The sequence below is a fragment of the Bacillus cereus group sp. MYBK14-1 genome (assembly GCF_051916885.1).
Taxonomy (GTDB): Bacteria; Bacillota; Bacilli; order Bacillales; family Bacillaceae_G; genus Bacillus_A; species Bacillus_A cereus.
In genome coordinates, this window is sequence record NZ_JBQAHM010000001.1 from 680,256 (window position 1) to 705,822 (window position 25,567).

Below are 25,567 nucleotides of genomic sequence, written 5' to 3' on the forward strand. Positions count from 1 at the left end.
CGAATTTACCGAATATCTAAAAATCCTTTTAATACACCAATTGTCTCAGGTGCTTGCAGTCTTGCACATACGTACGGAAATTCCGTACTACCTTCAAACATCATTTGAGATGTAAGCGGTGCGCCTGCCCAGAAGATTTCATCATCGATTACTAGGAACGGGAATGCTTTATTTTGTCTTTGTAACTTTACATTTTTCAGTGGAACTGGTCCGTCACTATACACTGTTATTTGCGCATTTGTACGCATTAACGCTTGCCATACTCGCTTATCCACTTGTTTTGTACTTGGAAGTGAAATAATAATTTTTCGTTTTGCTGCTAAAATATCTTTTAATAGCCCTTTCGTTTCCTCAAGATTCATTTCCATAAACCAGCGTAAACGTTTCGATATTTTTCGTTCCCACAATTGTCTTGATGTCGTGCGATCATACACATCTCCGTGACGTTCTATATGAGCTGTTAATTGTGATAACGCTTGTTTTCTCGAAAGGTTTTTACGCATATAATGGCAATCTGATAATTGAATGAACTTCCCTCTCGCCCTTGTCACTGCTACATTGACGAGGCGATGGTTTTTATGGTCAAAGAATAATACGCCAGGTCGTTCTTGCGGATAACTGTCAACCGTATCAAAGATCATCATATCTCTTTCAGAACCTTGGAACTTATGAACTGTCGCCGCTAAAACTGGTATGTTTTGATATTTCGTTCTCTGCAACATTTCTCTAATACACGTCGATAAAAAGCGTGACTGCGCCCTGTAAGGTGTCACAATACCAATTGATTGAACACCGTCTAACAATCCGATTAACATCATTTGCATTGCTACTAAACCAGACATAATGTTAAAACGTGAACCAGAAGCAGCATCTTTTAACGAAAAAGCTCCCATTTGGCTCGTATCAAATAAAACACTCGCTTCATTTGCAAACGGCTGCAATTGCGCAAGTTCTTTACGCTCTGAAACAGACGGATGATCGTATACTCTATTTTTATAAATAAACGAATTCGTAAACTTCGATATATCCGCATGCATACGTCTTTGTTCCTGCAACATAAATAGGTTTGGGTGTGCTTCTGATTTATTAACAGACTCAACAATCCCAGCATGGTAAAACATATCTTCCCCAAGCCATTTGCGAACGAGTTCATGATTTGCCATCGCAATTGGAGGTAACTGTAAAAAGTCACCGCAAACGACGATACGTTTTCCAAGTGAAGCAGCTAATGCAATTTGCGGAACGAACGCCATACTCACCTCATCTACGACAACTAAATCAAATGTACGCTCATAAATTAGCGCATCAATGGCACATTTCGATAAAGTTGCGCCGATTACTTTCGCATTTTCAATATATTCTTTTTCTACTTCTTTAATTTTAGCCTTTTGCTTTCGAAGATCACTTTCAATCTCCTGCATACGCTTCTTATCAGAGGACGTTGCCTTATACGATAAGATTTTTTCACGAAGCTCTTGGCGTGTTTCTTCCAAGTAGAGTCTTTCCTCACCCCATGATCCGTTCGTCGTTTCAACTAACTTAGATGCAAGTAACGTTTCATGATTTCGTATATGTTCATGTTGACTATAACCGTAACGAACAATTTCGCCAGGCGTCCATTTCTTTTTCTTCTCAATTTGCTTCGTTACTTCACTCATTAATACGTCTACTGCCGCGTTACTATGAGCTAACACAAGTACCGATTTTCCTTTTTGATAATGGGCCGAAATAATACGTGATAAATTGTAAGACTTCCCTGTTCCCGGCGGTCCCCATACGTACGTTGTCGGATTATAAAACGCGCGATATGCCAGTTCATTTTTTGGATTTTTCATCTTCTCAATATGTTTCGGACTGCTCGTCCCATCAACAAGACGCTTTATACGATTACGTTTCAGCTTATCTTTACGTGCTTCTTTCAATCGCTCTTGCAGTTGCTCTAAAAGTTGCCACGGTTCACTGTATAAAACCGCTTCTCTTATTTCACCTTGTATATAATCATTTAATTTCAGTTCTATTTCTAATCCATGTACAGATAATACTTCTCCTGTCGCTTCCTCACCATCGAACTCAATTCGAATCGGTGAACCTTCAGGTAAGCTTACTTCCGAAATAAGCTGAAATACGTATACTGTACTTTCATAATCTGTATATAAAAAACGACCATTCATGATAGAAATTTTACTACCACCTATCGTTTTCCAATGTTTAATTTCATATGCTAATGCATAATGCCACTCTTTCATCGTTTCCGATAATGAAGGAGTTTGAGTAGTTGTATTCATCGTATAATCTCCTTCCTTCTCCCCAAACATACTTTCTCACTATACCATATAACACGCTAAAATTTGTAAGGTTTTTATCTTGCTTATTTTCTTAATTTTCAATAATATATTGTATATAATTTTCAGAAAGAAGGAATCTACATGCCAGTTAGAAGAATAGAACACGTTGGACTTATGGTTGCAAACTTAGAAGCATCTATCTCATTTTATGAAGAAGTAGTCGGCTTACAGCTCCTTAAACGTATGGGGCACCCGAACCCAGACTTAAAACTCGCTTTTTTAGGTGTGGAAGAATCGAAAGAAACGATACTCGAACTCATTGAAGGTTATAACTCTTCTCTTCCGGCAGAAGGAAAAGTACATCATATTTGCTTTAAGGTAGATTCATTAGAGGATGAAATTGAAAGAATACAAAAACACGGCGTAACCTTTTTACTAGGAGAAGAAATCGAAACATTACCAGATGGAACACGTTACATATTCTTCGCTGGCCCTGATGGAGAGTGGATTGAGTTTTTTGAGACGGAGAGATAAAGTGAAACTTTAGTCAGCCCACAATAAACGGGATAATAACTTTATGATCCACATAAGGAGTAGAAACTGATGAATACAGTTTTTATTATCGTTTTTTGGGTACTTATACTATTTCCACTTCTTAATATAATCCTAATAAAGAAGTGGAATATAAGTCCCATTGATCTCATGGGGGTATTTGGCAATTTAAAAACGCTGTTTACTTATAGCACTTTTACGAATGCAAAAATAGCCAAAATACGCAAGCAGTTTCGCATAAAAACTTGCATATTTTAGGCTGTTTAATTGTACTCCTTATTTTGTTAAAGTTACCCGTCGGTTCAATTCCAAAGACCTCAGCTGACGATTAACTCAAGTACCGATTTCGGATTACCCTCATGTGATGAAGTTCGTGTTCTGTATCCGCTACACTATCTGTAGCAACAGTTGCTATCTCATTTTCTTCAAAACTTGACATTGCTCGATTTATAGCCTGTTCTAGCTTTACGTTCTTCTTTTTCATAGCTGTTACTAAGCGTTCTATAGTTGCTACATCTTTATGATAAAAAATTCTAGAATTATTATTGCTACATTCTTTCATTTTATTAATTAGTATGATATACCATCACAGCACCAGAAAGACTAATATAAGCTAGTATCATCCATACGTTATCATTTCTAATCTATCCTGTTTAGAAATGATAACGTTTTTTTGTACTTAAAGGTATTAAAATTTTAAGGGTAGCCAACTATATAAAATGTAACACTGACGTTCCAGGGGATTATGTTGAATACAATAATAAGGAGAAATGGTTTATGTCTATATTATTTTCTCTTCCAATTACTATATCTTTTTAGCATACTATTAACTATAAGGAGGGAGTACCGAAATGGAAGAAAAGAAAGTGACGTGGTTAGAACTCTTTTATGATTTGTTATTTGTGGCGGCAGTGACGGCTGCGACTCATGTTTTACTTCATGTTGAAGATGGTCAAATCCATGCAGATCATTTGGTAAAATTTGTCTTAATTTTTATTCCGATCTGGTGGGCTTGGGTAGGGCAAACCATCTTTGTTAACCGGTTTGGAAAAGATTTATTTCATCAAAGAATTTTTTTGATCCTGCAAATGTTTTTTGTCCTAATAATGACATCAAGCTTATCAGCTGATTTTGATCCTTATTATCTTTCTTTTTTAATTGGCTATATTGGCTTAAGGGTCGTGACTGCAATTCAATATCTTGTTGTCCAGCGTATAGAAGAGGGGGCTCGAAAAAAAGCAGCACTCTTTTTAGGAAGATATTTTTGGATTGGAATCGTTATTTCATTATTATCCGTCTTTTTTGATTCTTGGATTCGATATGCTGTGTTATATTTTGGGATTCTTATCGATATTATTGTCCCACTGCTTGGAAGGAAGTGTTTAGAAAAGGTTCCTACAAATACAGCCCACTTGTTAGAGAGATTTGGTCTATTTTCCATTATTCTCTTTGGGGAAGCTCTTGTAAGCACTCTTGTGGTCATTCAACCTAAACAAGGAAATTGGGATTCAATAAGCTTTGCGATCATTTCATTTATCCTCATTATTTCGATGTGGTGGCAATATTTCGATAACATGGAGAAGAAACTCGACAAGTCTAGACAAACTTCTGGTCAAATTATTATTTACGGTCATCTATTTATTTTAATGTCTTTGAGTATGGTTGCAGCATCCATTAGATTATTATTTTTACATGAGGTCTATTATTCTTTTATCTTATATTTTGTTTTTGGTTCTGTATTGCTCTATTTCCTGTCAACTACAATTGTTTTTCATCAATACAGGTTTGAACAACACCGCTTGAACATTTATCATTTGTGCTTGTTTTTAGGAATTTTAGCAGTCTTTTTTGTTATTAATTTAATTATAGTAGTGCCGAATATTGTGATAATAGGACAATTAACCTTATTTTTTATCATCTATGCTAAATTAACAAGCACATAAATAAAAGAATCAAATAAATTAGTATCAAACTATAATACTGGTTTATATATATTGGTAAATTTTATATTTATATTAAATCTTATAATTCACGGTGACTCTGATGCAACTGTACCTTTTGAGTTAAGTGGAAACGCACATATGATTCCATTCCTGATAGTAAACTTGCTCTAATACAAGTTGTCCTCATGGATTAAACGCAACTCCTACAAAAGAATTTAATGAAGTATTATTAACATTTTAAAAGAATAATCTTTGAGGAACTACCAGAGGCGGTTCAACAGCAATATCAAGAATAATAACACGAATTTATCGATTAGGGTTTTCCAAAAAGAGTAGCGCTATGCCTAATCTTTTGGAAAACCTTCTTTACATAGTTTTTTTAGGTCTCTTAGGGGAATCGTCACAGTGCTATCAAGTTAAAAAATACATTCTTCCCATAAACGAAAAAACGAACTGAACTTCTATGGACAACTATGAAAGAATGAAATTTTCGTTTTGGGGATAATTCAAAATCTTAGGTTGATGGCGATGTGGCGGTACCCCAAATCCAACATCTCTAGCTAGATTCTGTAAGGTATTTGGTGATAAAAGACTCTTAATCTCCTGTGCAAATAATTGTAAGTCGTCAGATACAGAATTAGACATAAAAAAACGTCATCCTTTCCTATAATTCTACCGTAAGAATAACGTCTTTATGGCGATATAGTGGTATACCTACTTAATTTAGCTTATTCTCCCTTTTCGGAGATTTGGGCAAAATTACCCCACAAAAAAACAGCGAACCCTTCGAATATGTGGGTTCGCCATTATAAATCATTTATTTCACGTCTAATTTTTCTTTCACCTTCCCAGGAAGCTCGTCTTTCTTCACCTCTTCCCAAGCAGTTACACCTTTTTTATCGGAGTGGAACACGCGTAAGAATGCTTCTTTACGAAGCTCTTTAAATCCATTAAATTTCACTGTTTTTTCATTACCATTTTCGTCAAATCCTTGTAATTCATAATTATACTCTGTGTATTTATTTCCTTCTTTAGATACCCCTGACTTTATTTTCGCATCAGTTGTAATTTGAACATAGTATTCATCTTTTCCCATACGATTCACATCGCAACCAACTAACATTGTAGCAAATACAACTAGAATACTAAAAAGTGTAATATATCTTTTCACGTCATTCACCTCATGTGTTTTTTATTATGCTGTTATCATAACCCCTTTTTATTTGAGAAGAAATTCAAGAACATGACATGAAGATTACACTTTTGTAAGATAATAAAAAGACGACTACAACAGCTGCCTTTTTAATCAACATCATAACAATCACTTGCATTGTAGTCTAACATTTAAATAAACCAACCCATATAACACAAAAAAGAGGAGTCACCCTAAGGTGACTCCTTGCCTAAGATAACTCCCAAAATATAAGTTATACAACATCCTTAAAAAAATAAATAATTTACTCCGGTTGCTATGATAGAGAATCCCATAATAATTGCTATTACAATACTGTGACGTACACGATTCATAACGAAGATTGCAATATACTCTCGAATCATCGCATTTGGGCAATAATAGAAGGCTGTTTTTGAGCCAATTCCTTGGCTATTTAATCCTACTATTTTAGCGTATAATCCGGCGCGAAACACATGGAAGTTGTTTGTAGAAAAAATGCAATTATACTGTGTTCCTTTTAATGATTCCATAATTCTCTTTGAAAAAAGCATATTTTGGTATGTTGTAGTAGAACGGTCCTCTTTTATTGTATTCTCTAGAGGAATCCTATTATTCACAGCATACTCCTGCATAGCTTTCGCTTCAGAAATATTTTCATCTGATCCTTGTCCACCAGAGAAAATAATCTTAGGTGGTGAGGAAACTGCTTCTTGTTTCTTATAAAATTCAATAGCTCTATTAATTCTGCTAGCTAAAAGTGACGTAACCTTAAATATTTAGAAATTTAAAAAGCCCCCTAATATTGTTAAAGGGGCTTTACTCATACGAATGATAATTTTTATAAATAATTGCTAAATAGTGAATTTACATAAATGCTTTTAGAAGCTCTTGAACTAATGGGATTGCTCCACCTATAAATTTTAAAACTGCCATTGCGATTTCCATATTATTTCCTCCTCTTTTGTTAGTACTGGGATGTGATTAAACTTTATACCTTTATTATAGTAAACGCTTACATTTGTAACAATACATTTCTGTATGCAATATTGCATATTTATACATTTTGACAATATTTAACCTCTATTAGTCATTCTTTAATGGTACCATAACGAAGTGAGAGTCTTTAAGGGTTCTCCTTAATAGGAGGAAATATGGAAAAAGTTCAAGGTATTTACAGTAATATAAAATTTAAAAGTTGGTTTAAACAAGTATTAGCTGTAGGAGGAATATTAGGATTCTGCTACTTGGTGTTATATGGTTTTTGTTTTTTAGTTGATATGTAAATATTATACAACGATACTAGTGGAGTCTTGCCTACAGAGGTAAGACTCTTTTATTGTACTTGAGATGAACAAACTACATACAATAGCTTTCAGGTTCTTCAGATTTCTCTGTATGGTTCTTTGTTCCTCTATGTTCTAGACCCACTATTTCCTATCATTGAATATAAATGAACTTCCATTTATATTGAAAATACAATTTTATTGATAAAAAATGTCTTTTTACTAGATACATATTAAAAAGAAAAGTATAAGTTGTATTCCATTTCGGTACAATCTTTTTATCTTTGAAAAGGACTTAAATCTTATTAATAGATTTGAGTCTTTTTTGTATACATCAATCTCTATATAACCATATAAATATAATATATTAAAAATAATTTAAATGCAAGAATACTTGTAGAGGAACCGCCAGCACTTCGAAAAAAACAAGCTAAGCCAAAAAATACAATAAGCTGCCCATACAGCTTATTTACACAATTTTCTTTATGGGAAGTACACTTAAGGTCATTTTTAACTTAATAGGAGTCTAATATCTCAAGTTTCTTAGCTAATACCCAGCTATTTAGGCCTAAAGATGCATAAATATTGTAATAAAAATAATTCCCGTTTCTCAATGTTTCCTATAATTCTTTAGTATCTTCATAGAACATAGGCCAACCTTACATTAAGATATTATATATATATTTCTTACTACAAATATGGACGGTATTATCCTTGTTGCAGTTTTAATTTTAATCAAGTCTATTGTAATTACACAGATTGAAATATCTATTCAATTTTAAAAATAGTAAAGGAAATGTATATAAAAAGATCACTTGTCTTAGAAACAAGTGATCTTTTTATTAGATAAACTGCAACTTGCTAACAGCAGGTAATTGTTATCCTATTCATATGTTCAATAGATATCATAATACATTTTTTAGTTATATAGACGGAATTGTTTCTAATAAAATGAGACCAAAAATATTTCAAAAGGTACCATTAATTATTTAATGCTTTAAAAATGCAATTTTGAACCTTTCGAAGCACTAAATTAGATAGATTTTAATAAACTTCGAACTTTGTCTGCATCAGGATCTCACAATTGAGCCTGAGTAATTAATCCTGTCAACATAGCAAAAGAGTCCTGATTGAAACAAACTCTTTTATGAGTTTTACAAGAGTAAACTTTTAAACATATAATTACATTTCTACTATTTATTTTACCACTTGTACAGATGCTGGTTTCCACCCCTGATTCTCTACCCAATCAATATTAACCTTATATTTTTTATTACTTTGTTTATCTCGTACATTACCGTAGGCTTTATTATTACCATTATTTCCAATAAAATCGAAAATCAATTGGCTCTCTGGAACATCAACAGCATAAGAGATTGCTTTTTTCATCTCACTCCAATCTACTGTTCCTTCTTTAAATTTCATATCAGGTTTTGCTCCTTGCTCTGTACCAATTGGCTTCCATGAAGGATTAGTTTGAGGATCCTTTTCTTGAGATACCGTTTTTTCTTCCTCTTTATTTTCAGTTCCGTTCGTTTTTACCGATTTTTCTACTTTTTGTTTCCCTTCTAACTGTGCTGCTTCTTTATCTTCGCTTTTCTTTTCTTCTATCTTTGCTATTTCTTTATCTTCAGTTTTCTTCTCTTCTATCTTTGCTGTTTCTTTATCTTCAGTTTTCTTCTCTTCTATCTTTGCTGTTTCTTTATCTTCAGTTTTCTTCTCTTCTATCTTTGTTACTTTCTTTTCTTGAGCAATTGCTTTCGTTGATGTATTAGAAGGGGTAAACAATTGGTATGTCACTATACCAACTGTCACTAATACCAAAGTAAATGCAATATTAAAAATTGCCTTTTGACGACGATTCTGTTGTTTTTCCTGAAATCTGCTTACTTGTCCCATTCTTCAAACCTCCGTGTTTACTTTCTCCTCTACTCTTCATGCATTATCCCTATAATTCTTAATATTTTTATTAAATGATAGAAATAAACTACAATTTCCATACAGGATTTTATATCATAATAAAATTTGTTTTTTTCAAGCATCTGACATATGTTATTCAAAATAGTTTAATACATTAAAAATTGATAAGCTTCTGCACTTAAGAAACCTTCAATTTTATTCAAAGGTGATTCCAATTACGTCCACATTAGATCTCCTGTAGAAAGCTTTTTAACAATTAAACCTCTTCTTCCCTTATTAATAATTTTAAAATTAAATTTCCCTCTATAGTATAATAAAGATGTTTCGTTTTCTAATGGGGTATGTCGTAAAATCAAAAGAGATTTTATCTCTTTTACCTTCTTTTCAGAGTAAAGTTCACCACTAGGAAATTCTATTATTCCTAATGTAATCTTTAATTCGCTCTCATCAAAAGCCCACTCTTTATTAAGTTCTCTTATCTTTTGTATAAAGCTTCTTTTAGTTTGTCCTATATAAAGCAATGTTACATTCTTAGCATATACTCTAGAGATTGCAAATATCCCCTTCTTAGAAGCTTCTTCCCTATTATAAAAGTCATTTATACTATACATGCCATACCACTTAATATGTACTGTTTCTATGAATCTCACCTCGTTTTTAGACAATATTATAATTTCTGAATGTTCAAATTATTATGGGTACATATGCTTGATTACTTGAATTATAAATTGTGCTTTTCAATAATACATTTTATTATTACTAATTTCAATAATGAAGAAAAAATACAATATTATAGTTTAATTACAAAGCTGTATAAAAACAAAGTGATGTCGTGCCACATATTTTCTTTTTTTACAATTTCAAACTATCGTGAACAAAATTTTAAAATTTATGGAATAAAAATATAATGTGTATGTACATACATTTCTATTAATTGAAGAAAAAGAGTAGAAATTTAATCTCTCTACGCTGTTAAAATTATTCAACTCCCAAAAAACTGTACATCTTCTAGAGATACTAATTTTCTAGTTTTGATGTTTTTATAGTGCTTGAGCGTGATATTATTCAAGTTTTTTCATTGATAATGCATAAATACAAACAAAACCAGTAATACATCTTTTCTGTGCCGTACTGGTTTTGTTTAGATCATCTTAAATTGTAGCTAGTTCACCGAGATTGCAAATACCGATTTCGGTGCCCCAGCGAATACGATTGTTCCGTTCTTCGGCAGTTTCGCCTTGTTATTGCCACTCACGATGCTAAAGTTGACACAAACTCCCTTCTCATCATACACCGCAAACGAACCCTTTGGTGGCAACGTCACGGTCATTCTTTTCTCTGCTGCCGCTTGCGGAATTGTAAACCATTTCGCATGTCCATTTGCTCCCAGCGTAACTTTGGATGATTGGCCTATATCAATTGGTTTTACATTTGATTCACTTACGTATAACAATCCAGCCATCTCCATATATTCATTGCCGCCTTCTGTATAGAAATGCGTTTCCGTCGTATCACGACCATTCATCACGGGTACTTGGATCTGATGCACCGCGGTGTTCGGACCTGTAATTTTTCTGCCCCCCCAATAACCTGCTGGGCCTTCCTTGCGAGTAATTTGTGTACTAAGAAGTTTCGGTTGAACGAGATATTGAATAGAACTAAATTTCTCGTTTACAAGATAGAACTTGATACCTTCCCTCTTTGCCCATGCAGCAGCGGTTTTCTTTGATAGCACGTTGTCTTCTAGTTTCTCAGCTAAATAGTGGGTCATCACACTTTGCCCTAAACCTGGATGCGATTTATATGCGCTCTCCTTCAAATAAGTTCTTCCATTCTTCTCGGTTACGAAGTTGAGCTTGGAAGTACCCCCCTCATTAATAAAGCTTCCATCAGCAGTATATACATATTTTTCTTCTGGATTAGATGGTAAGAATAGTTCACCGTTCTTCGTAATTTCAATCTTGAAATGAGTTTCGCTATTACCATAAAATCCAGCTTTCTTTGCTACGCCTTGAGGCATTTTGACTTTGACCGGCTTACCAAAGGATTTGTTCGGCTTGATTTCCTTAATAGTACCTTTTTCTTTAAGCGTAGCGAGCAGCAATTCAGTTGCCATTAGCTGATTTGTAGAGCTCCGTCCACCAGATGTCAATACAGCCGCTGCTATTTTCTGTTCCGGAAGCACGACTAATATAGCATGTTGCAATGCCGTATCGCCGCCCTTAGCCAAAGCTTTGATCCCATATTCACTGAATGGGTATAGTTTCACACTATCCCAGCCAAGACCATAGTTAAAAATATTCTCGCCAGCCCCCGGCCACATTCCTTTTTTATATTCCTCTTGCTCCATTGCCTTAACTACCTTATCAGAGAGGATTCCTTTTTCCTGTCCCATAAATAGTTGTGAGAATCGCACCATATCTTCTGCCGTGGAAGATATACCTCCCGTACCAATAACATTCACCGATTCAATTGGAAGTTGCCCTTGGTACGCCGAGTAATATAGTCCAGCCCGATTTTCATCCCTCCATTTGTCCTGCGGCGTTTTCGTATGATTCATTTTTAAAGGCCCTGTAAAGTTTTGATGTAGAAATTCAGTAAAGCTCATACCACTAACTCTTTCCACCAAAATTTCGGCCAGCGTAAAACCATCGTTACAGTATACCGAGAAAGCACCAGGGTCCGCCTTCAAGTTTTGATTTGACAATTGCTGTAACAAGGTATCATGGGCATAGGTATCATTATCGTTAAATAAAAATGCATTACCTAACGTAGAACCTTGCAATCCAGAGGAGTGATTCAATAACATACGCGGTGTAATACGTTTGTATCGACCGTCCTTCATCTTAAAATCAGGAACATAGCGGACAACAGGAGCATCCAAATCGACTTTTCCTTCATCGACCAATTTCATTACAGCCGTTGTTGCATACATTTTACTAACTGAACCAATCCCGTATAAAGTATCTTTGGTTAGCGGCTTTTCCCCTTCCATATCGTTCTTGCCAGCCTGACCAGACAAAATAAGTTTTCCATTATCAATTAGTGCATACTGCACGCTAGCTGCCCCATGGGACTTCGTAAGTAGCTCCGCTTTCTCTGCTGCAATCGTCTTCAGTTCCTGACTAGCTACTTCTTCACCAGTTACAACAGTAGTCTTACTTTCAGAAAATGCTTTCGCTCCTGTTGGTAGAATCATAGTTACCGCTAATGCAGTGGCTAACACACCAGTTAGCTTATTTTTCATCACGGATACCTCCTTAAATAATTGATCGTTTTCATCATTCATTTTTGTAACTATGAAACTATGATAAATTTTACCCGTTTTTACTTTTAGACTACTTGCTAAATTCAGCAAGTAAAATATTTTTAAAAGGATCAGGAGTATCAGCTTTAAGGCTGTTCAAATTGACTGCCAATGTATGCTTGCCTCCAAGTGTGCCTCCAGCAAAAGTTAAAAAGCCAGGAATGGTTCCTCCATGCCCCCATATCGATTCACTGTTTGAAAGCTTCATTTTGAAAATTCCAAGCCCGGAATCACCAAGCTCATCTACTCCTGTAGGGACTGTTGTAAGCATTTGCTTTAGTTGCTGTTCTTTCAATAACTTGCCCCCAAGTAAATAAGAAAAGAATTTGTTTAAATCATCAGCTGTAGAAATCATATCTCCGGCCGAGCTCCCCATACTTGGGTTATAATAAGTAACATCTTTTGTCTCACTTGCTCCGTCTAATTGGATATATCCGCGGGCATGCTTGGTTCCTGGAATGACGCTTGAATTTCCAGGTAAGAATGTATTCGCTAATTCAAGTGGTTCAATAATTCGATTTTCAATCTCTTCCGCATAGCTGTTCCCAGTTACTTTTTCAATAAGAATTCCTAGTAATACATATCCTGTATTTGAATACGACCAGCTCTTTCCTGGAGCAAAATCTGGAGGCATGGATATTCCCATCTTTACTAATCCTTCAGCAGTATAAGATTTTTTTGTATCCATCATATTAAAATCCTTTGACCTTGTGTAATTAGCGATACCACTTGTGTGATTCAATAATTGCCGGATAGTAATCTGTTTATCATCATATCCATTTCCTTGAATGACACCAGGCAACCATTTTTCAATAGAATCGTCTAAATTCAAGCGGTTTTCTCCTGCTAATTGAAGTACAACTGTTGCAGTGAACGTCTTTGTCACGCTGCCAATCCGAAAACGAAAATCTGTTTTCATTGCTTTCTTGTTACTCAGATCAGCTACACCAGCCGCATAACTCCATGTTTTTCCACCCTCAGAAGTTTTAGCAAGTATCCCTGGATATCCTAGTTTCAATGTATCCCGCATTGCCTCTTTGACGGAATTACGGTCTCTTTGAGTGCTTGTTTGTAACGAGTTAGATACATTTTGAATGGACTCCGCTTTTACACTTGAGGTTAGAGGTGTATAAAACAGGGAACCTCCAGTTATTAATAGAGCTAAACCTGAACATGTAATTTGACGATGCTTTTTCATCAAAATAATCCTCTCCCCTATTCATATTGTATAAATGGTTATTTGCTGTTTGGAACTAATCACACAGCTTTCTTCTTAACCCACTGCAAAAGGACGACATTGAATCTGTAATGTCTCTTTTCCTCCAAACAAGTCTTATTAATTGATTTGTTTTTTATAGAAATATATAGTATTTTTCTCCTCTCACTCTTCTTTACATTTTCATCTTACACAATGAAAATCTCTTTTTTCTTACCTCTTCCTTACAAATTCCTTACGTTCAAAATCTCTTTTATAATTGATTATTTTTTATTTTAATAACATTTAGTTGTATTAATTTGATAGGAATTTGACTTCACATAAAAGTTTATTTATTCCGAAAAATGAATTTAAATACAAATTTACTATTTAATATTCAACATCTCACCTATACATGTCCTAACATAAGTTTCTATCATCTATATGTATTATTTATTACAACAGCTTTCACGCTAAAAATAAGATATTTCAAAAAAGAGAAATATAGGTATCTCAACAAGAGATTACCAATATAAACAATGTGAAAATGTAAGAACCCCTGTATTACTGCTGATTTCCCTCTAACTAATACAGTTTCAAACATTAGACACAAATACTACATGTAATGTTGAATTTATTACCTATTCAAAATTCTGTTTGTTCATTTTTTCTTAAAATACAAAAATATTTAACTTATAAATATACAAGCTATAATAGGGACGTCTAGGGATAACCTATTAGCACCTTAGAAAATATCAACTTTCTAAAATTGAACAAGATGAAAAAATCACTCAAAGAAAGGTGTGTAATCAAAAAGAAAATTCATTAAAAATTCTTTAGTAGCAAAAGACATCGTATTAGCTATGCCTTAGCACTGTCTACAATGTTGACGAGGTTATTGAAGCGATATAAAGGGATGGAAGTCAGATGTCTCACGAATTAAAAGCAATAGTTTTAGGGGAATTCTGGACATACTTACAATTTTTTAATCCTTATTCACTTAAATACACTCATCTACAATCAAAAGATTTTGAAAACGTTAACAAACATTGGTTTTTAGATTCAATTAGAGAAGAACACACGATTTGAGGAACTTGTAGGAGATTCATTTTCCAGAACGACTTATATTCCTAAGACTTAAGAATAGGATACAAGGAGGATTTATTATATGAATGGGAATACTGCTAAAAAAATAGAATTGCAATCTGAAAATACTGTGATTACAAACGAGAAATATTTGGATCCTAAAAAGTGGCATAAGCAAGATACTACGTGGGCATTGAGCCTTTTTGGGACAGCAATTGGAGCAGGAGTACTCTTTTTACCAATTAATGCAGGTTCAGGTGGTTTATTATCATTATTACTCATTACATTACTTGCCTATCCAGTTATGTATTACTCACATAGAGCGCTTGCTAAAATGATATATGCTTCCAATTCTGCCGATGAGGGAATTACGGGTACAATAAGAGAGTATTTCGGAAATAAGGCGAGTATTATTTTTAACATCGTATACTTCGTCTCAATTTATACAATTGTCTTGATGTATTCAGTTGCACTTACAAATACTGCAAGTAGTTTTATTGTGAATCAATTACATATGAAAGAGCCCTCAAGAGCCATTTTATCGCTTGTCTTAGTGCTGGGTCTTATCGCTATACTAAATTTTGGTCAAGATATCACTGTAAAAATTATGAGCTTGCTAGTATACCCTTTCATAGCTTCTCTACTATTTATCGCAATATCTCTAATTCCTCAGTGGAACACATCAATGCTTAGTTTTTCAGATGTCTCTACTGCTTCAACCGGAACAGGTTATTTGGGAACGATATGGATGATACTACCTATCATAGTGTTTTCATTTAACCATTCTCCAATGATTTCGTCTTTTGTGATAAAACAAAGATCTACGTATGGCATAGAAGCAACTGATGCTAAATGTGCTCAAATACAAAAGATTTGTTATATCATGACGTTCGTTGTTGTTATGTTCTTCGTTTGGAGCAGCGCACTGAGTTTGACTCCAGATGATTTAAAAGTGGCAAAAGAGCAGAACTTATCAATCCTATCCTATCTCGCTAATGAACTTAATTCGCCAGTAATTACGATTGCAGCTCCTATTATTGCTTTTATGGCTATAACAAAGTCTTTCCTTGGTCATTATATAGGATCATATGAAGTAATGCGTGACATGATTATCAAATTTGGTAAAACACGTGGAAAAGATATAGAAGAAAAAACAGTTAAGACAGTAATTCTTACTTTTGTCGTATTAACATGCTGGTACGTTGCTTATGCAAATCCAAGTATTCTTGGGCTCATTGACGCTCTAAGCGGTCCATTAGTTGCTGCTATCTTATGTCTATTACCAATGTATGCGATCCGTAAAGTACCGGTATTAGCTCAATATAGAGGTAAAATGAGCAATGTATTTGTTATTATTGTAGGAGTACTTACAATCTTAGCAAGTATTAAATCTTTATTCTAACTTACTAGTTAATTATCGTTATTACAAATCAGAATAACAAATTATCAAAACGAAAAGAAGTTGACGAACGATGTGTACAAACATAAAAAATCTATATATATTCAAAACTTAATTTACGTTTGTCTATATTAATATACTAGGATTAACCAAGAAGCATCCAACAAATTATTATTAATCGCTACATTTTCTTTCATAGTATGTCAACGTATAAAAAGGCACTTTCTATAGTGTCTTTTTATACGTTATAAGATGAATACACTAACTACATACTTATAATTGGAGAGCTTTTGTGAATATCTTCTGTGAGTTGCTCTTTTTCTTTCCCCGTTTATTTCTTCTTTTGAAAAGGTACCACTATATGGACTAAATATCATAAAATGTTAATTTTCTTTTACTTGCCTATATATTCAATCGCCATCCAGCCATTTTTGGGTATGTTCGATAAAACGTTTTGTCGCTGGTAATGCGTGTTTAATTGAAGTAAGTGACAACCCAAGCGATCGTTTGGGTTTGTCTTCCAATTCCACAACCGTAACATTTTCGCATTGTCCTTGTAATGCGAGTTCAGACATGACACTGATTCCAAGCCCGTTCTCCACCATCGCGACAATCGCATGATCATCACCGGTTTCAAATTGGATATCGAGATGAACCCTAGCAGCTTCTAATACTTTCCTAACATCGTAACCACATGAAGAAGCAGGCATAATAAAAGGCTCTTTCTTGAGCTGATCGTACTGAATTATAGATTGTTTACTTAATGAGTGATTTTTAGGAAGGACACATAGCATTCGATCTTTTCTTAGTGGAATAGATTCTAGATGGCCCGACGACGGTAGTGACATAAAACCTAAGTCAATCACCCCTTGTTGAATCCACGTTTCAATCATTCCATAATCACCTTCCATTAATTTGATTTCAATTCGAGGGTATTCCAAGTGAAATCGATGAATGATTGCAGGCAACCAGTGAATAGAAACGCTTGTAAAGGTTCCGATGCGCAAGGTTCCTGCCACTATCCCATTAATCTCTGCAACAGTTTGCTTCAATCGCTCATTATGATTTACTACTTCACGAACATGCGTTAAAACACGCTCACCATTTTCTGTTAATCGAACGCCCGTTTTATTCCGGGATAACAGTTGAAAACCATACTCCAATTCAAGACTTCTAATCGCATGGCTGACACCTGACTGAGTCACATTCAGTGCTTCGGCCGCTCTTGATAAGTTCCCCATTTCAACCGTCTTCAGAAAGATTTCTAACTTAGTCAGACTCATCGATTCTCCTACTTTCTCATGTATGAATTTTGTTCAAGTATAACATTACATATATTCGTTTTACTAATACTTGAATCACAATTAAACTAAGTACATAAAAATTTTAAAGGAGAACTAAAAATGAAACCAATAAAGGCTAATCTTATGATCTTACTTGTTACAATGACCTGGGGTACTTCCTACCTTTTTATGAAAATCGGATTGGAAACTGTCCCTTCATTTTCTCTTGTTGCATTACGCTTTGGTATTGCTTTTTTGGTTTGTGCTGCTGTTTTTTTTAAACAATTTCATTCAATTCATTTTGTCACCTTAAAATACGGCTTTATTCTAGGATTTTTACTTTTCTTTGTATCTGCTTCAGTCATCTTAGGTTTAAAAACGACATCAGCTTCAAATGCTGGTTTTCTAGCCAGTTTGACCGTAATCTTTATCCCTTTATTATCTATCGTTCTGTTTAAGGATCGACTGAGCTACAGACTAATCATTAGTTCCCTTGTTGCAATGACTGGAATTGGTTTACTGACTTTGAATAATCAATTAACACTTAATTCTGGAGATTTACTCTGTATACTCGCTGCTCTCTTTTATGCTTTTCATATTATTGTCACCGGAAGGGCGGCTAAAGTGGCCAATACATTGCAGCTTGGAATTCTTCAGTTGGGATTTGCAGGAGGGTTTGGCGTACTCTCTGCCCTGATTTTCGAAGAGCCGCAACTTCCATCCACTAAAGAAAGTTGGATCGCTGTACTGGTATTAAGTATATTCTGCAGTGCTTTTGCCTACATCATTCAGGCGATGGCACAGAAATACACAACACCGACACATACAGGACTCATTTTTTCATTAGAACCTGTATTTTCTGCACTATTTGCATACCTGTTCATGAACGAAGTATTGTCACTCAAAGGGTATATTGGAGCATTACTTATTCTAAGCGGTGTTATACTTGCTGAGATAAAAGTAAAACGAAAATCTACATTATTGCTCTAAACCTAATCGTTCTTAACATAACAGAATCAGCAATTACTGTCTCTGGTTTATATATTATTAGGGCTTTATCAACATTGTTTACTAATATTTGGTCAAGAAGTCTTGTAGATCGTTCAAATAAAAAATGTCTCATGATAGCACTAGGTTTATTTTTTATACGAGCCCCCTCACCATCAATTTAAGAATTAAAAAAGAGGGGATTATCCCCCTCCTTTTTACGCTTGCTCCGACTGTCGGAATTATTTAATAAAACCACGATTCAACTTAGTTAACTTTTCATTGATGTTAAAAATTCTTACTCTAATATCTTTAACACCAGCTGTTTCAAGTCTGTTCTTGTGCATTTCCGCGTATTTTTCAGCATCTTGTTTTTCTTCAAATACATAAATGCCTCCAGCTTCTTTTGTTTCTTCATTCTCAGTCCATATTTTCCAGTGGAATCCTTCTTCTTCGTTAATACTATTTGCTAAATCCCAAAATCCTTTTTCCATTTCTTCACCAAAAGGACCTTCAAACGGAAAATCAACTTGTAATAAATATGCCATTTTCACTCACTCCTATTTTTAATATAAAATTCTTGCCATTCTTTTACTGATTATGATCCGAATGATCGTAATGTCTAAATTCGTATTGCTATTATTATTCAAACACTAATTGGAGAATCCCCCTATTTGTAACATAATCACAAAACGATAGTAACTTGAACGCATAAAGTGAAAGTTTAATAGTTTTCAGTTATGTTTAAAAAATATGATACAAACTTACCCCTAAACTAAGGACAAACAAAACAAGCGCAGGTATTGCTTTCTTAAAAGGATCTCTCGCTAATACAATTAGAGTTAATGCGGCTGCAAGCATCGTACCGCCTAATAACAATCCTGCCCATAAAGCTACTGTTGGAATCCAAATTCCTATCAACATTCCAATCGCTCCTACAATCTCAAAAGCTCCAGTTAAGAAATTAAAAAACGAAGGTAAACCAAATCGTTTGAATTCATCTGCCATTTTCCCCGATATAATTTTCGTTCCTGTCATTAAAAAGAACAGAAACAACACTACTTTTACAATATTGATGAAAATTAAAATAGTAATCACACCTTTCTTATTATTTGATAAAAACTCAGTATTGTTCAGGTAGTAGTCACTACCTTTACCCTATTTCCTGAGATTCCCCGTATGGAAGTCACTTCCATTTACATTACCCTTCTCAATATTAAAGGGCCAAAAATTATATATGCTATAGCATATATAATTTGAAAATTTGACTGGCACTAAGCAAAAAAATGAACCTGAATCAGATATGATACAAAATAAAGTTATCTTCCCATTCGTCCAAACAAAATTACATGCTATAGCACATATAATATCTAAAACAAAGTTTGTTCCTTATGAATAGCATAGCATCAATAAGGAACAAATATTAATAGTGTGTATCATACAATTTGTTTAATAACGATTGTAATACTTTAATTTCTTCCTCGCTCAAATTACTCGTAACAAAATGGTGAGCGTCTTTCACTACAGGCAAGATTGTTTTCTTTAATTCGTCACCTTTTTCAGTTAAAAAAAGGTTATGTGAACGCCTATCTTGGTCATTCAAAGCCTTCTTTACAATCCCTTTTCTCTCCATTGACTGTATCATTCTAACAACAGTAGTTTGATCTTTATCAATAGCTTCCGCCAACTCTTTTTGAGTAGTGCTCCTTTGGCTACAAAGAACACTAATGATCCCCCACTGCTCTGGCGTAACTCCATAAGGCTTTAATTTCTTCGTAAAATAATTGGTCATTTTCACATCAGTACGATGAACAAGATAGCCTATTAAATCATGTAAGTTCATATATCACCTCTATAAATTAAGATATAAAAGGATACAGCATACCAGTCAATCATTCACAATGAATGTATTTGTTTCACCACATATATGCTATGGCACATATATTAAAGTAGATTATTTTAATTGTCAAATGATTTACCTATTATTTTGCAAAAACAAAATCGCCTCCTTAGATTATAGAAGGAATGACTAATTTGACGTATCTCTCTGACGATTTCTCCCTTATCGTTTTATGATATTCTAATAACATTTGATAAAATATGGTATCGATAAATAGTCAAACACCTTTAAAGATACCTCGTCCAGTTCTTGCTGTTACAAGATAAACAGCATATAATCAGTTAACCACCCACATTAGTAACGAAAACATAAAGAAAAGGCATTCCAAATATGAAACACCTTCTTTCGTTTTATAAAACCATCCAACACGCTGAACTTTTCAATTTAATATAATCACTCGTTTAACTAAAGAAATTGATTACGTGCATAACGCTCTTCTCACTTTTCTTGCAAAATTTAGTGGATCATCAACGTCTTCGATATTAACGTAAATCAAATTTGGATCATCACATAACCACTCATTGTGTATAGACGAAACGATTATTCCTTGTTTAATAATTGTCGCCACAAATTCAGTGACTTCTTTTTGTAAGAGTGCTACTCGGCCTAGGCATAATGCCCGTCCAGTTTTATTGTCTCGTGATTCGAATGAAAAAGAAGTGGTTACTCTAAAACGTTTCCCCAAGATTGTTGCTCGTATTTCATCCCTGTTTATTGTTGCCACGCATTTCCCACCGGCGAATCCTTCTTGTCCACCTATGATTCTTGCAAACTGTTGACAAATTAATTCATCATTAAACGCCATACCTTTAATCATCCCCCCTTTTACTGTTAGGTTATGAATGAATACATAGGTCTGAAACGGTAATGAATCTAATCTATTAAAAAAATGATGGCAATCTACCGAGAGCTATTAGCTCAATTATTCTTGATTATTTAAATTAACTCGGCTATATATGTTAAGACATTTTTAAAGAGCATAAAAAAGACACCTTAAGGTGCCATTCTCCGATTTGAGAATCATATCTATGTATGGAGAAATTTAGAAAAGAGAAGATTCTAACTATAATTTATAGAACTCTTATGCCATGAATTACTTACATATTTCCTTATTTACCAGAAGAAGAATCTCAGTTACATTATTTTCTGAACAGTCTCGTTAAAGCCATCCCAAGAAATCCAATGCCCATTCCTATTAGCCATCCAGTTTGGGCATTACCTAACATAGATCCCACTCCTCCACCAAGAAACATACAGCCAACGAATACTAATCCTCCAATTCCCCAATTTGGCCGTTCCATAATTCAATCACATCCTTTCAATAAAACATATGCGATTAGCTCCCTCAACTTTCTTCTATAGGATAGTTCATTATTTTGCTTAGGTTTAGCGCTTCAAGGAATTCATAAGATGTGAAGCTTGAGCCATTTATATAGATTGTAGAAGTATGAAGATTTTCCACATTTTAAAATAGTAAAGTATAAACATGAAAAAACTCCAAACAAATTTTGTTCGGAGTTTTTTCAAATACGCGATATTTATTTAATCTTCATTATTGAGTTCTATTGTACCTGTTCTAGCACTAACTTTTAAAATATTTAACAGATTATCAGGTGTCTTGATTTCCACTTCATATTCAAATTTTGATTGTGCTAAGTTGTCATCTTCTAATTCGAATTCTTTTTTCACATTAATAATTTCTCCATTTGTATGAGCTAAAGAAATTTCACGAACTTGTTTCTCTGTGTAGTTTTCATTCTTTTTTGCATAATTGTAACCCATGCCATAATATCCACTAATAATAGCAATACCACTTACTAAAATAGCAATTACACTTATCATTATTTTCTTTTTATGTTTTAACATTTCCATCCACTCCTTAATGATTAATCCTCTATTCCAAATCTTGCTTCAAGTGCATTTTCTGCTTGTTCTAATTGATCTTCCAGTATATCGTGTTCTCTTTCTTGCGTTTGATATTGTTCAACAGTTATCGTTCCAGCGTGATAATCTGCTTCTAGCTGATTATCAGATAGATCTATCTTGTCATCCAGTTGGTCAATTTCTTTTTTTACTGCTAAGTACGTATTTAAGTTTTCTTCTTTTGCTCCAACTGGTTTCGTGTTATTTGCCTTTTCTACAATAGATGTGACTTCGTTTTTGAAATCTTGTATTTGCTTCGTATCATTCGTAGCAGGCCCTATTTTACTTGGTTCTTGTTGTAATTGAGCAACTTCTTTTTGTAATTTATCATTTTCCACTTTCAGTTGTTGTACTTGTGTATTGTTATCAGCTTGAGTAGAACAAGCTGTTAACAATACACAAGACATTGCTCCAATCAGCATCCATTTTCCCATTCTGTTTTCCTCCCTTTACATGTGCACCTTATCCTTGCCTTTATATTACTCAACAAACATTAAAGGAAGATTAATGTACAAAAAATAAAGTGAAGGCTTTTACAGGCAGTTAATCCCTACCTACCTCGCATTCACCGAATTTTGAGGGAGTAGTCTTACTGCCCGTTAATGTGGGATAAAATGATATAATTAACTAGTTTCTAATCTTTCTTTAATGTTTTTGAATTATAGTGATACATACTAATAAGAAGAAAAGGAGAATGTTAATGCGAGTTCTTATCGTCGAAGATGAACAAGACTTACAAAATATATTGGTGAAACGATTAAATGCAGAACATTATAGTGTCGATGCATGTGGGAATGGAGAAGATGCCCTGGATTATATAAACATGGCTACCTACGATTTGATTGTACTTGACATTATGATTCCAGGAATAGATGGTTTACAAGTATTACAAAGATTACGCGCGGACAATAATGCAACTCCTGTCTTGCTTCTTACAGCTAAAGATACAATTGATGATCGTGTAACAGGACTCGACTTAGGTGCAGATGATTATTTAGTAAAGCCGTTTGCTTTTGATGAACTGTTAGCAAGAATTCGAGTGTTAATGCGAAGAAAAACAGGAAATACATCTAATGTATTTGAAATCGCTGATCTAGTGGTAGATTGCAATATGCATAAAGTAACAAGAGGAGACCAAGTTATCACTCTTTCCAGTAAAGAATTTGCTATTTTAGAATATATGATTCGTAATAAAGAAGTTGTGTTGACACGAGATAAAATTGAGCAACATGTGTGGAATTACGATTATGAAGGTGGCTCGAATATTATTGATGTTTACGTCCGCTATCTTCGCAAAAAAATTGATAGCCAGTTTAAAACGAAGTTAATTCATACAGTACGAGGAACTGGTTACGTATTGCGAGTAGAATCATGAAAAGACTATCAATAAAAATGAGAGTAACTCTGTGGTATACGGGGCTAATTGTAATTATTATGGCACTCGTGTTAGCTTTTATTTTAACTTCTTCAGATAAAGTTTTGCTTTTTAATATGAAAGATCAATTGAAGAACACAGTAAAAGAAAGCATGGAAGATATCGAATATAAGCATGGACAATTAAAGATGGACGATGATTTTGAAGCCTTAGAAGATGGAGTAAATATTAGTATTTATAGTAAACAAGGTGAGCTGCTAGCAGGAAATAGTCCAACAAGCTTTAATAAACAGATATCGCTTAAATCTGATGAAATACAAACTATTAAAGACGGTAATAAAGAATGGATAGTATATGATTTTCTCCATAATACAGGCGGTGATCAGCAAGTCTGGGTTCGTGGAATAATGACTATGAACCAATTATCCTCAACGATGAATACGCTTATTGTGGTAACAATCATCTCATTCCCATTACTTATTCTCATTGCGGCAGTCGGAGGATATTTTATTACGCAAAGAGCGTTTCGACCTGTGCAACAAATGAGTGATTCAGCTAGTAAAATTGGTGATGGTAAAGACCTTTCGAAGAGAATTAATTTACAAGGTTCACCGAAAGACGAAATGTATCATTTAGCACAAACCTTTGACAAAATGTTTGAGCGATTGGAGACATCATTCGAAAGTGAAAAACAATTTACATCTGACGCATCTCATGAATTAAGAACACCAACATCTGTTATTATTTCGCAATGCGAATACGCTTTATCGCAGAGAAATAATCCGAAAGAAATGGAAGAATCGTTAGAAGTAATTTTAAAACAATCACGTAAAATGTCCGCTCTAATCTCACAACTCTTATTATTAGCACGAGCTGACCAAGGAAACCATAATACTTTCCAATTTGAATGTATCAATATGAGTGAATTAACGGAAATCGTTGTAGAAGAGCTTTCATTAATGCTTCAAGAAGCTTCGGTTGAAATAACAACTAATATAGAGGAAGACCTATTTATTAAAGCAGATCAAACATTGATGATGCGTTTATTAATGAATTTACTAACGAATGCGATTGCTTATAGTAAAGCGAGCGGAACTGTGCATATGCAACTATTCCGTGATGAAACCAACATAATAGGTAAAGTCTCCGATAATGGCATCGGCATCAGCGAGCAACATATTACTAAAATATGGGACCGCTTCTATCGAGTTGACGCAGCACGAACATCTTCAAACATCGGAAACACAGGTTTAGGATTGTCGATGGTAAAATGGATTGTCGAACTACATGGAGGAGAAATTACGGTTGAAAGTAAATTAGGAGAAGGCAGTACTTTTACATTTAAACTACCAATTGAAAAAAGAGCATAATTTATACGTGTCTGTCGCTTCAGAATAAAGATTGATTCAAAGGCTCTCTACAATCCTTATGTAAAAATAACTGAAGCATTTTAAACATCATCGATTTTATCATTTTGGACAACCTATTCTGTTAAATTAATATACATGCGAAAAAACTATCAAAATAAAACCCCAGAAATCCAATGGTCTCTGGGGCTTCATTATATATTTAGCTCTTTTTGCTTTTTGTTTTGTTTATGTCTATAGAGCAATTTACGACTTATTAGAGAAATCACTAATAAGGTCAGAATTAATAAGATAAGTTGCATAAATGATAAATCAAAATATTTAGCACCTGTAACGATTAAAAGTGTAGAAATCGTGCCTTTTACAACGAAAAAAATAATAACCCATAACCCGCCTTTTTTCCAGTTCATTTTATATTACCCTTTCCTACGTTTAAATTCTTAAAATATTTAATGATAGTTCGTAAATATGACAACTTAATAGAAATCTATTATATTAACAAAAAATTCATGTCTAATTAAATGCGACGATTCTATATTAAGTGAAAATGATATTCATTGTCAATTTTATTGATTATTTGAATACTTA

At 34.0% G+C, this 25,567-nt stretch carries 22 protein-coding genes and 4 pseudogenes; 8 read left to right on the top strand and 18 right to left on the bottom strand.

Annotated features, from left to right (window positions below; translation table 11 throughout):
• Positions 1–5 precede the first annotated feature (5 nt).
• A complete protein-coding gene (locus tag ACTFR3_RS03475) occupies positions 6–2,315 on the bottom strand; it encodes an AAA domain-containing protein (RefSeq protein WP_002041447.1) in 2,310 nt (769 codons plus the stop codon).
• 111 nt (positions 2,316–2,426) lie between these two features.
• Between ACTFR3_RS03475 and ACTFR3_RS03480 the strand changes: the two genes are divergently transcribed.
• A complete protein-coding gene (locus tag ACTFR3_RS03480) occupies positions 2,427–2,819 on the top strand; it encodes a VOC family protein (protein WP_001145268.1) in 393 nt (130 codons plus the stop codon).
• Positions 2,820–3,210: 391 nt separating this feature from the next.
• Here the strand turns inward: ACTFR3_RS03480 and ACTFR3_RS03485 are convergent.
• Positions 3,211–3,393, bottom strand: a pseudogene (locus ACTFR3_RS03485) (hypothetical protein); the annotation flags it as partial.
• 295 nt (positions 3,394–3,688) lie between these two features.
• Here ACTFR3_RS03485 and ACTFR3_RS03490 point away from each other — a divergent pair.
• Entirely contained in the window at positions 3,689–4,780 is a 1,092-nt protein-coding gene (locus tag ACTFR3_RS03490; RefSeq protein WP_440044163.1) for a low temperature requirement protein A, read from the top strand.
• Positions 4,781–5,597: 817 nt separating this feature from the next.
• On the opposite strand, the gene ACTFR3_RS03495 is transcribed toward ACTFR3_RS03490, so the two are convergent.
• From ACTFR3_RS03495 to ACTFR3_RS03505, 3 genes and pseudogenes are all read right to left on the bottom strand, one after another.
• Complete coding sequence (locus tag ACTFR3_RS03495; protein WP_000833211.1) at positions 5,598–5,951, bottom strand: YxeA family protein; 354 nt, start codon at positions 5,949–5,951, stop codon at positions 5,598–5,600.
• Positions 5,952–6,220: 269 nt separating this feature from the next.
• A pseudogene (locus tag ACTFR3_RS03500) lies at positions 6,221–6,724 on the bottom strand (YdcF family protein); the annotation flags it as partial.
• A 94-nt stretch (positions 6,725–6,818) separates the two neighbouring features.
• Positions 6,819–7,006: pseudogene (locus tag ACTFR3_RS03505) on the bottom strand (hypothetical protein).
• Between the two features lie 99 nt (positions 7,007–7,105).
• Here ACTFR3_RS03505 and ACTFR3_RS03510 point away from each other — a divergent pair.
• Positions 7,106–7,237, top strand: coding sequence for a hypothetical protein (locus tag ACTFR3_RS03510; protein ID WP_000416933.1), 132 nt, complete (start codon positions 7,106–7,108; stop codon positions 7,235–7,237).
• Positions 7,238–8,434: 1,197 nt separating this feature from the next.
• Here ACTFR3_RS03510 and ACTFR3_RS03515 read toward each other — a convergent pair.
• The 4 genes from ACTFR3_RS03515 to ACTFR3_RS03530 form a co-directional block, all read right to left on the bottom strand.
• On the bottom strand, positions 8,435–9,136 hold the full coding sequence (locus ACTFR3_RS03515) for a YrrS family protein (RefSeq protein ID WP_404508276.1): 702 nt from the start codon (positions 9,134–9,136) through the stop codon (positions 8,435–8,437).
• A gap of 236 nt (positions 9,137–9,372) precedes the next feature.
• Entirely contained in the window at positions 9,373–9,807 is a 435-nt protein-coding gene (locus ACTFR3_RS03520) for a hypothetical protein (RefSeq protein ID WP_002164503.1), read from the bottom strand.
• A 512-nt stretch (positions 9,808–10,319) separates the two neighbouring features.
• Positions 10,320–12,404 (bottom strand): serine hydrolase domain-containing protein, encoded by a 2,085-nt coding sequence (locus ACTFR3_RS03525; RefSeq protein WP_440044164.1) that lies wholly within the window; start codon positions 12,402–12,404, stop codon positions 10,320–10,322.
• Positions 12,405–12,495: 91 nt separating this feature from the next.
• Positions 12,496–13,662, bottom strand: a complete 1,167-nt coding sequence (locus ACTFR3_RS03530) for a serine hydrolase domain-containing protein (protein ID WP_088339066.1) — start codon at positions 13,660–13,662, stop codon at positions 12,496–12,498.
• Positions 13,663–14,827: 1,165 nt separating this feature from the next.
• Here ACTFR3_RS03530 and ACTFR3_RS03535 point away from each other — a divergent pair.
• Complete coding sequence (locus ACTFR3_RS03535; RefSeq protein ID WP_063547880.1) at positions 14,828–16,147, top strand: aromatic amino acid transport family protein; 1,320 nt, start codon at positions 14,828–14,830, stop codon at positions 16,145–16,147.
• Between the two features lie 407 nt (positions 16,148–16,554).
• Here ACTFR3_RS03535 and ACTFR3_RS03540 read toward each other — a convergent pair whose 3' ends face one another.
• Complete coding sequence (locus ACTFR3_RS03540) at positions 16,555–17,427, bottom strand: LysR family transcriptional regulator (RefSeq protein ID WP_265939562.1); 873 nt, start codon at positions 17,425–17,427, stop codon at positions 16,555–16,557.
• A 120-nt stretch (positions 17,428–17,547) separates the two neighbouring features.
• On the opposite strand from ACTFR3_RS03540, the gene ACTFR3_RS03545 reads away from it, so the two are divergent.
• Both ACTFR3_RS03545 and ACTFR3_RS03550 read left to right on the top strand, forming a co-directional pair.
• Entirely contained in the window at positions 17,548–18,417 is an 870-nt protein-coding gene (locus ACTFR3_RS03545) for a DMT family transporter (RefSeq protein ID WP_098276699.1), read from the top strand.
• Positions 18,399–18,569: pseudogene (locus ACTFR3_RS03550) on the top strand (MFS transporter); the annotation flags it as partial. The gene ACTFR3_RS03545 and the pseudogene ACTFR3_RS03550, both read left to right, overlap by 19 nt.
• Before the next feature lie 87 nt (positions 18,570–18,656).
• Here the strand turns inward: ACTFR3_RS03550 and ACTFR3_RS03555 are convergent.
• From ACTFR3_RS03555 to ACTFR3_RS03585, 7 genes are all read right to left on the bottom strand, one after another.
• Entirely contained in the window at positions 18,657–18,962 is a 306-nt protein-coding gene (locus ACTFR3_RS03555) for a monooxygenase (protein ID WP_098772155.1), read from the bottom strand.
• Positions 18,963–19,158: 196 nt separating this feature from the next.
• Complete coding sequence (locus tag ACTFR3_RS03560) at positions 19,159–19,509, bottom strand: DoxX family protein (protein WP_098772156.1); 351 nt, start codon at positions 19,507–19,509, stop codon at positions 19,159–19,161.
• Positions 19,510–19,837: 328 nt separating this feature from the next.
• Entirely contained in the window at positions 19,838–20,257 is a 420-nt protein-coding gene (locus tag ACTFR3_RS03565; protein ID WP_001048563.1) for a MarR family winged helix-turn-helix transcriptional regulator, read from the bottom strand.
• 475 nt (positions 20,258–20,732) lie between these two features.
• Positions 20,733–21,131, bottom strand: coding sequence for a DUF1259 domain-containing protein (locus tag ACTFR3_RS03570; RefSeq protein ID WP_000589730.1), 399 nt, complete (start codon positions 21,129–21,131; stop codon positions 20,733–20,735).
• 322 nt (positions 21,132–21,453) lie between these two features.
• Positions 21,454–21,615 carry a hypothetical protein gene (locus tag ACTFR3_RS03575; protein ID WP_000441009.1) on the bottom strand — a complete coding sequence of 54 codons (162 nt, stop codon included), beginning with the start codon at positions 21,613–21,615 and terminating at the stop codon, positions 21,454–21,456.
• A gap of 241 nt (positions 21,616–21,856) precedes the next feature.
• The gene (locus tag ACTFR3_RS03580; RefSeq protein WP_440041510.1) at positions 21,857–22,180 is read right to left on the bottom strand and encodes a PepSY domain-containing protein; all 324 of its coding nucleotides are present in this window, start codon (positions 22,178–22,180) and stop codon (positions 21,857–21,859) included.
• Between the two features lie 20 nt (positions 22,181–22,200).
• A complete protein-coding gene (locus ACTFR3_RS03585) occupies positions 22,201–22,671 on the bottom strand; it encodes a hypothetical protein (protein ID WP_119683658.1) in 471 nt (156 codons plus the stop codon).
• Positions 22,672–22,937: 266 nt separating this feature from the next.
• On the opposite strand from ACTFR3_RS03585, the gene ACTFR3_RS03590 reads away from it, so the two are divergent.
• Complete coding sequence (locus tag ACTFR3_RS03590) at positions 22,938–23,612, top strand: response regulator transcription factor (protein ID WP_440044166.1); 675 nt, start codon at positions 22,938–22,940, stop codon at positions 23,610–23,612.
• A complete protein-coding gene (locus ACTFR3_RS03595; RefSeq protein WP_440044167.1) occupies positions 23,609–24,982 on the top strand; it encodes a sensor histidine kinase in 1,374 nt (457 codons plus the stop codon). Before ACTFR3_RS03590 ends, ACTFR3_RS03595 begins: the two co-directional genes overlap by 4 nt.
• A gap of 191 nt (positions 24,983–25,173) precedes the next feature.
• Here the strand turns inward: ACTFR3_RS03595 and ACTFR3_RS03600 are convergent, their stop codons facing one another.
• Positions 25,174–25,389 carry a hypothetical protein gene (locus ACTFR3_RS03600; RefSeq protein WP_001104104.1) on the bottom strand — a complete coding sequence of 72 codons (216 nt, stop codon included), beginning with the start codon at positions 25,387–25,389 and terminating at the stop codon, positions 25,174–25,176.
• Between the last annotated feature and the right edge of the window lie 178 nt (positions 25,390–25,567).

Coding starts and splice junctions, on each gene's coding strand:
- ACTFR3_RS03475 (WP_002041447.1), bottom strand. CDS start 2,315: ATGTTTGGGGAGAAGGAAGGAGATTATACGATGAATACAACTACTCAA.
- ACTFR3_RS03480 (WP_001145268.1), top strand. CDS start 2,427: ATGCCAGTTAGAAGAATAGAACACGTTGGACTTATGGTTGCAAACTTA.
- ACTFR3_RS03490 (WP_440044163.1), top strand. CDS start 3,689: ATGGAAGAAAAGAAAGTGACGTGGTTAGAACTCTTTTATGATTTGTTA.
- ACTFR3_RS03510 (WP_000416933.1), top strand. CDS start 7,106: ATGGAAAAAGTTCAAGGTATTTACAGTAATATAAAATTTAAAAGTTGG.
- ACTFR3_RS03515 (WP_404508276.1), bottom strand. CDS start 9,136: ATGGGACAAGTAAGCAGATTTCAGGAAAAACAACAGAATCGTCGTCAA.
- ACTFR3_RS03525 (WP_440044164.1), bottom strand. CDS start 12,404: ATGAAAAATAAGCTAACTGGTGTGTTAGCCACTGCATTAGCGGTAACT.
- ACTFR3_RS03530 (WP_088339066.1), bottom strand. CDS start 13,662: ATGAAAAAGCATCGTCAAATTACATGTTCAGGTTTAGCTCTATTAATA.
- ACTFR3_RS03535 (WP_063547880.1), top strand. CDS start 14,828: ATGAATGGGAATACTGCTAAAAAAATAGAATTGCAATCTGAAAATACT.
- ACTFR3_RS03540 (WP_265939562.1), bottom strand. CDS start 17,427: ATGAGTCTGACTAAGTTAGAAATCTTTCTGAAGACGGTTGAAATGGGG.
- ACTFR3_RS03545 (WP_098276699.1), top strand. CDS start 17,548: ATGAAACCAATAAAGGCTAATCTTATGATCTTACTTGTTACAATGACC.
- ACTFR3_RS03555 (WP_098772155.1), bottom strand. CDS start 18,962: ATGGCATATTTATTACAAGTTGATTTTCCGTTTGAAGGTCCTTTTGGT.
- ACTFR3_RS03565 (WP_001048563.1), bottom strand. CDS start 20,257: ATGAACTTACATGATTTAATAGGCTATCTTGTTCATCGTACTGATGTG.
- ACTFR3_RS03570 (WP_000589730.1), bottom strand. CDS start 21,131: ATGATTAAAGGTATGGCGTTTAATGATGAATTAATTTGTCAACAGTTT.
- ACTFR3_RS03575 (WP_000441009.1), bottom strand. CDS start 21,615: ATGGAACGGCCAAATTGGGGAATTGGAGGATTAGTATTCGTTGGCTGT.
- ACTFR3_RS03580 (WP_440041510.1), bottom strand. CDS start 22,180: ATGTTAAAACATAAAAAGAAAATAATGATAAGTGTAATTGCTATTTTA.
- ACTFR3_RS03585 (WP_119683658.1), bottom strand. CDS start 22,671: ATGGGAAAATGGATGCTGATTGGAGCAATGTCTTGTGTATTGTTAACA.
- ACTFR3_RS03590 (WP_440044166.1), top strand. CDS start 22,938: ATGCGAGTTCTTATCGTCGAAGATGAACAAGACTTACAAAATATATTG.
- ACTFR3_RS03595 (WP_440044167.1), top strand. CDS start 23,609: ATGAAAAGACTATCAATAAAAATGAGAGTAACTCTGTGGTATACGGGG.
- ACTFR3_RS03600 (WP_001104104.1), bottom strand. CDS start 25,389: ATGAACTGGAAAAAAGGCGGGTTATGGGTTATTATTTTTTTCGTTGTA.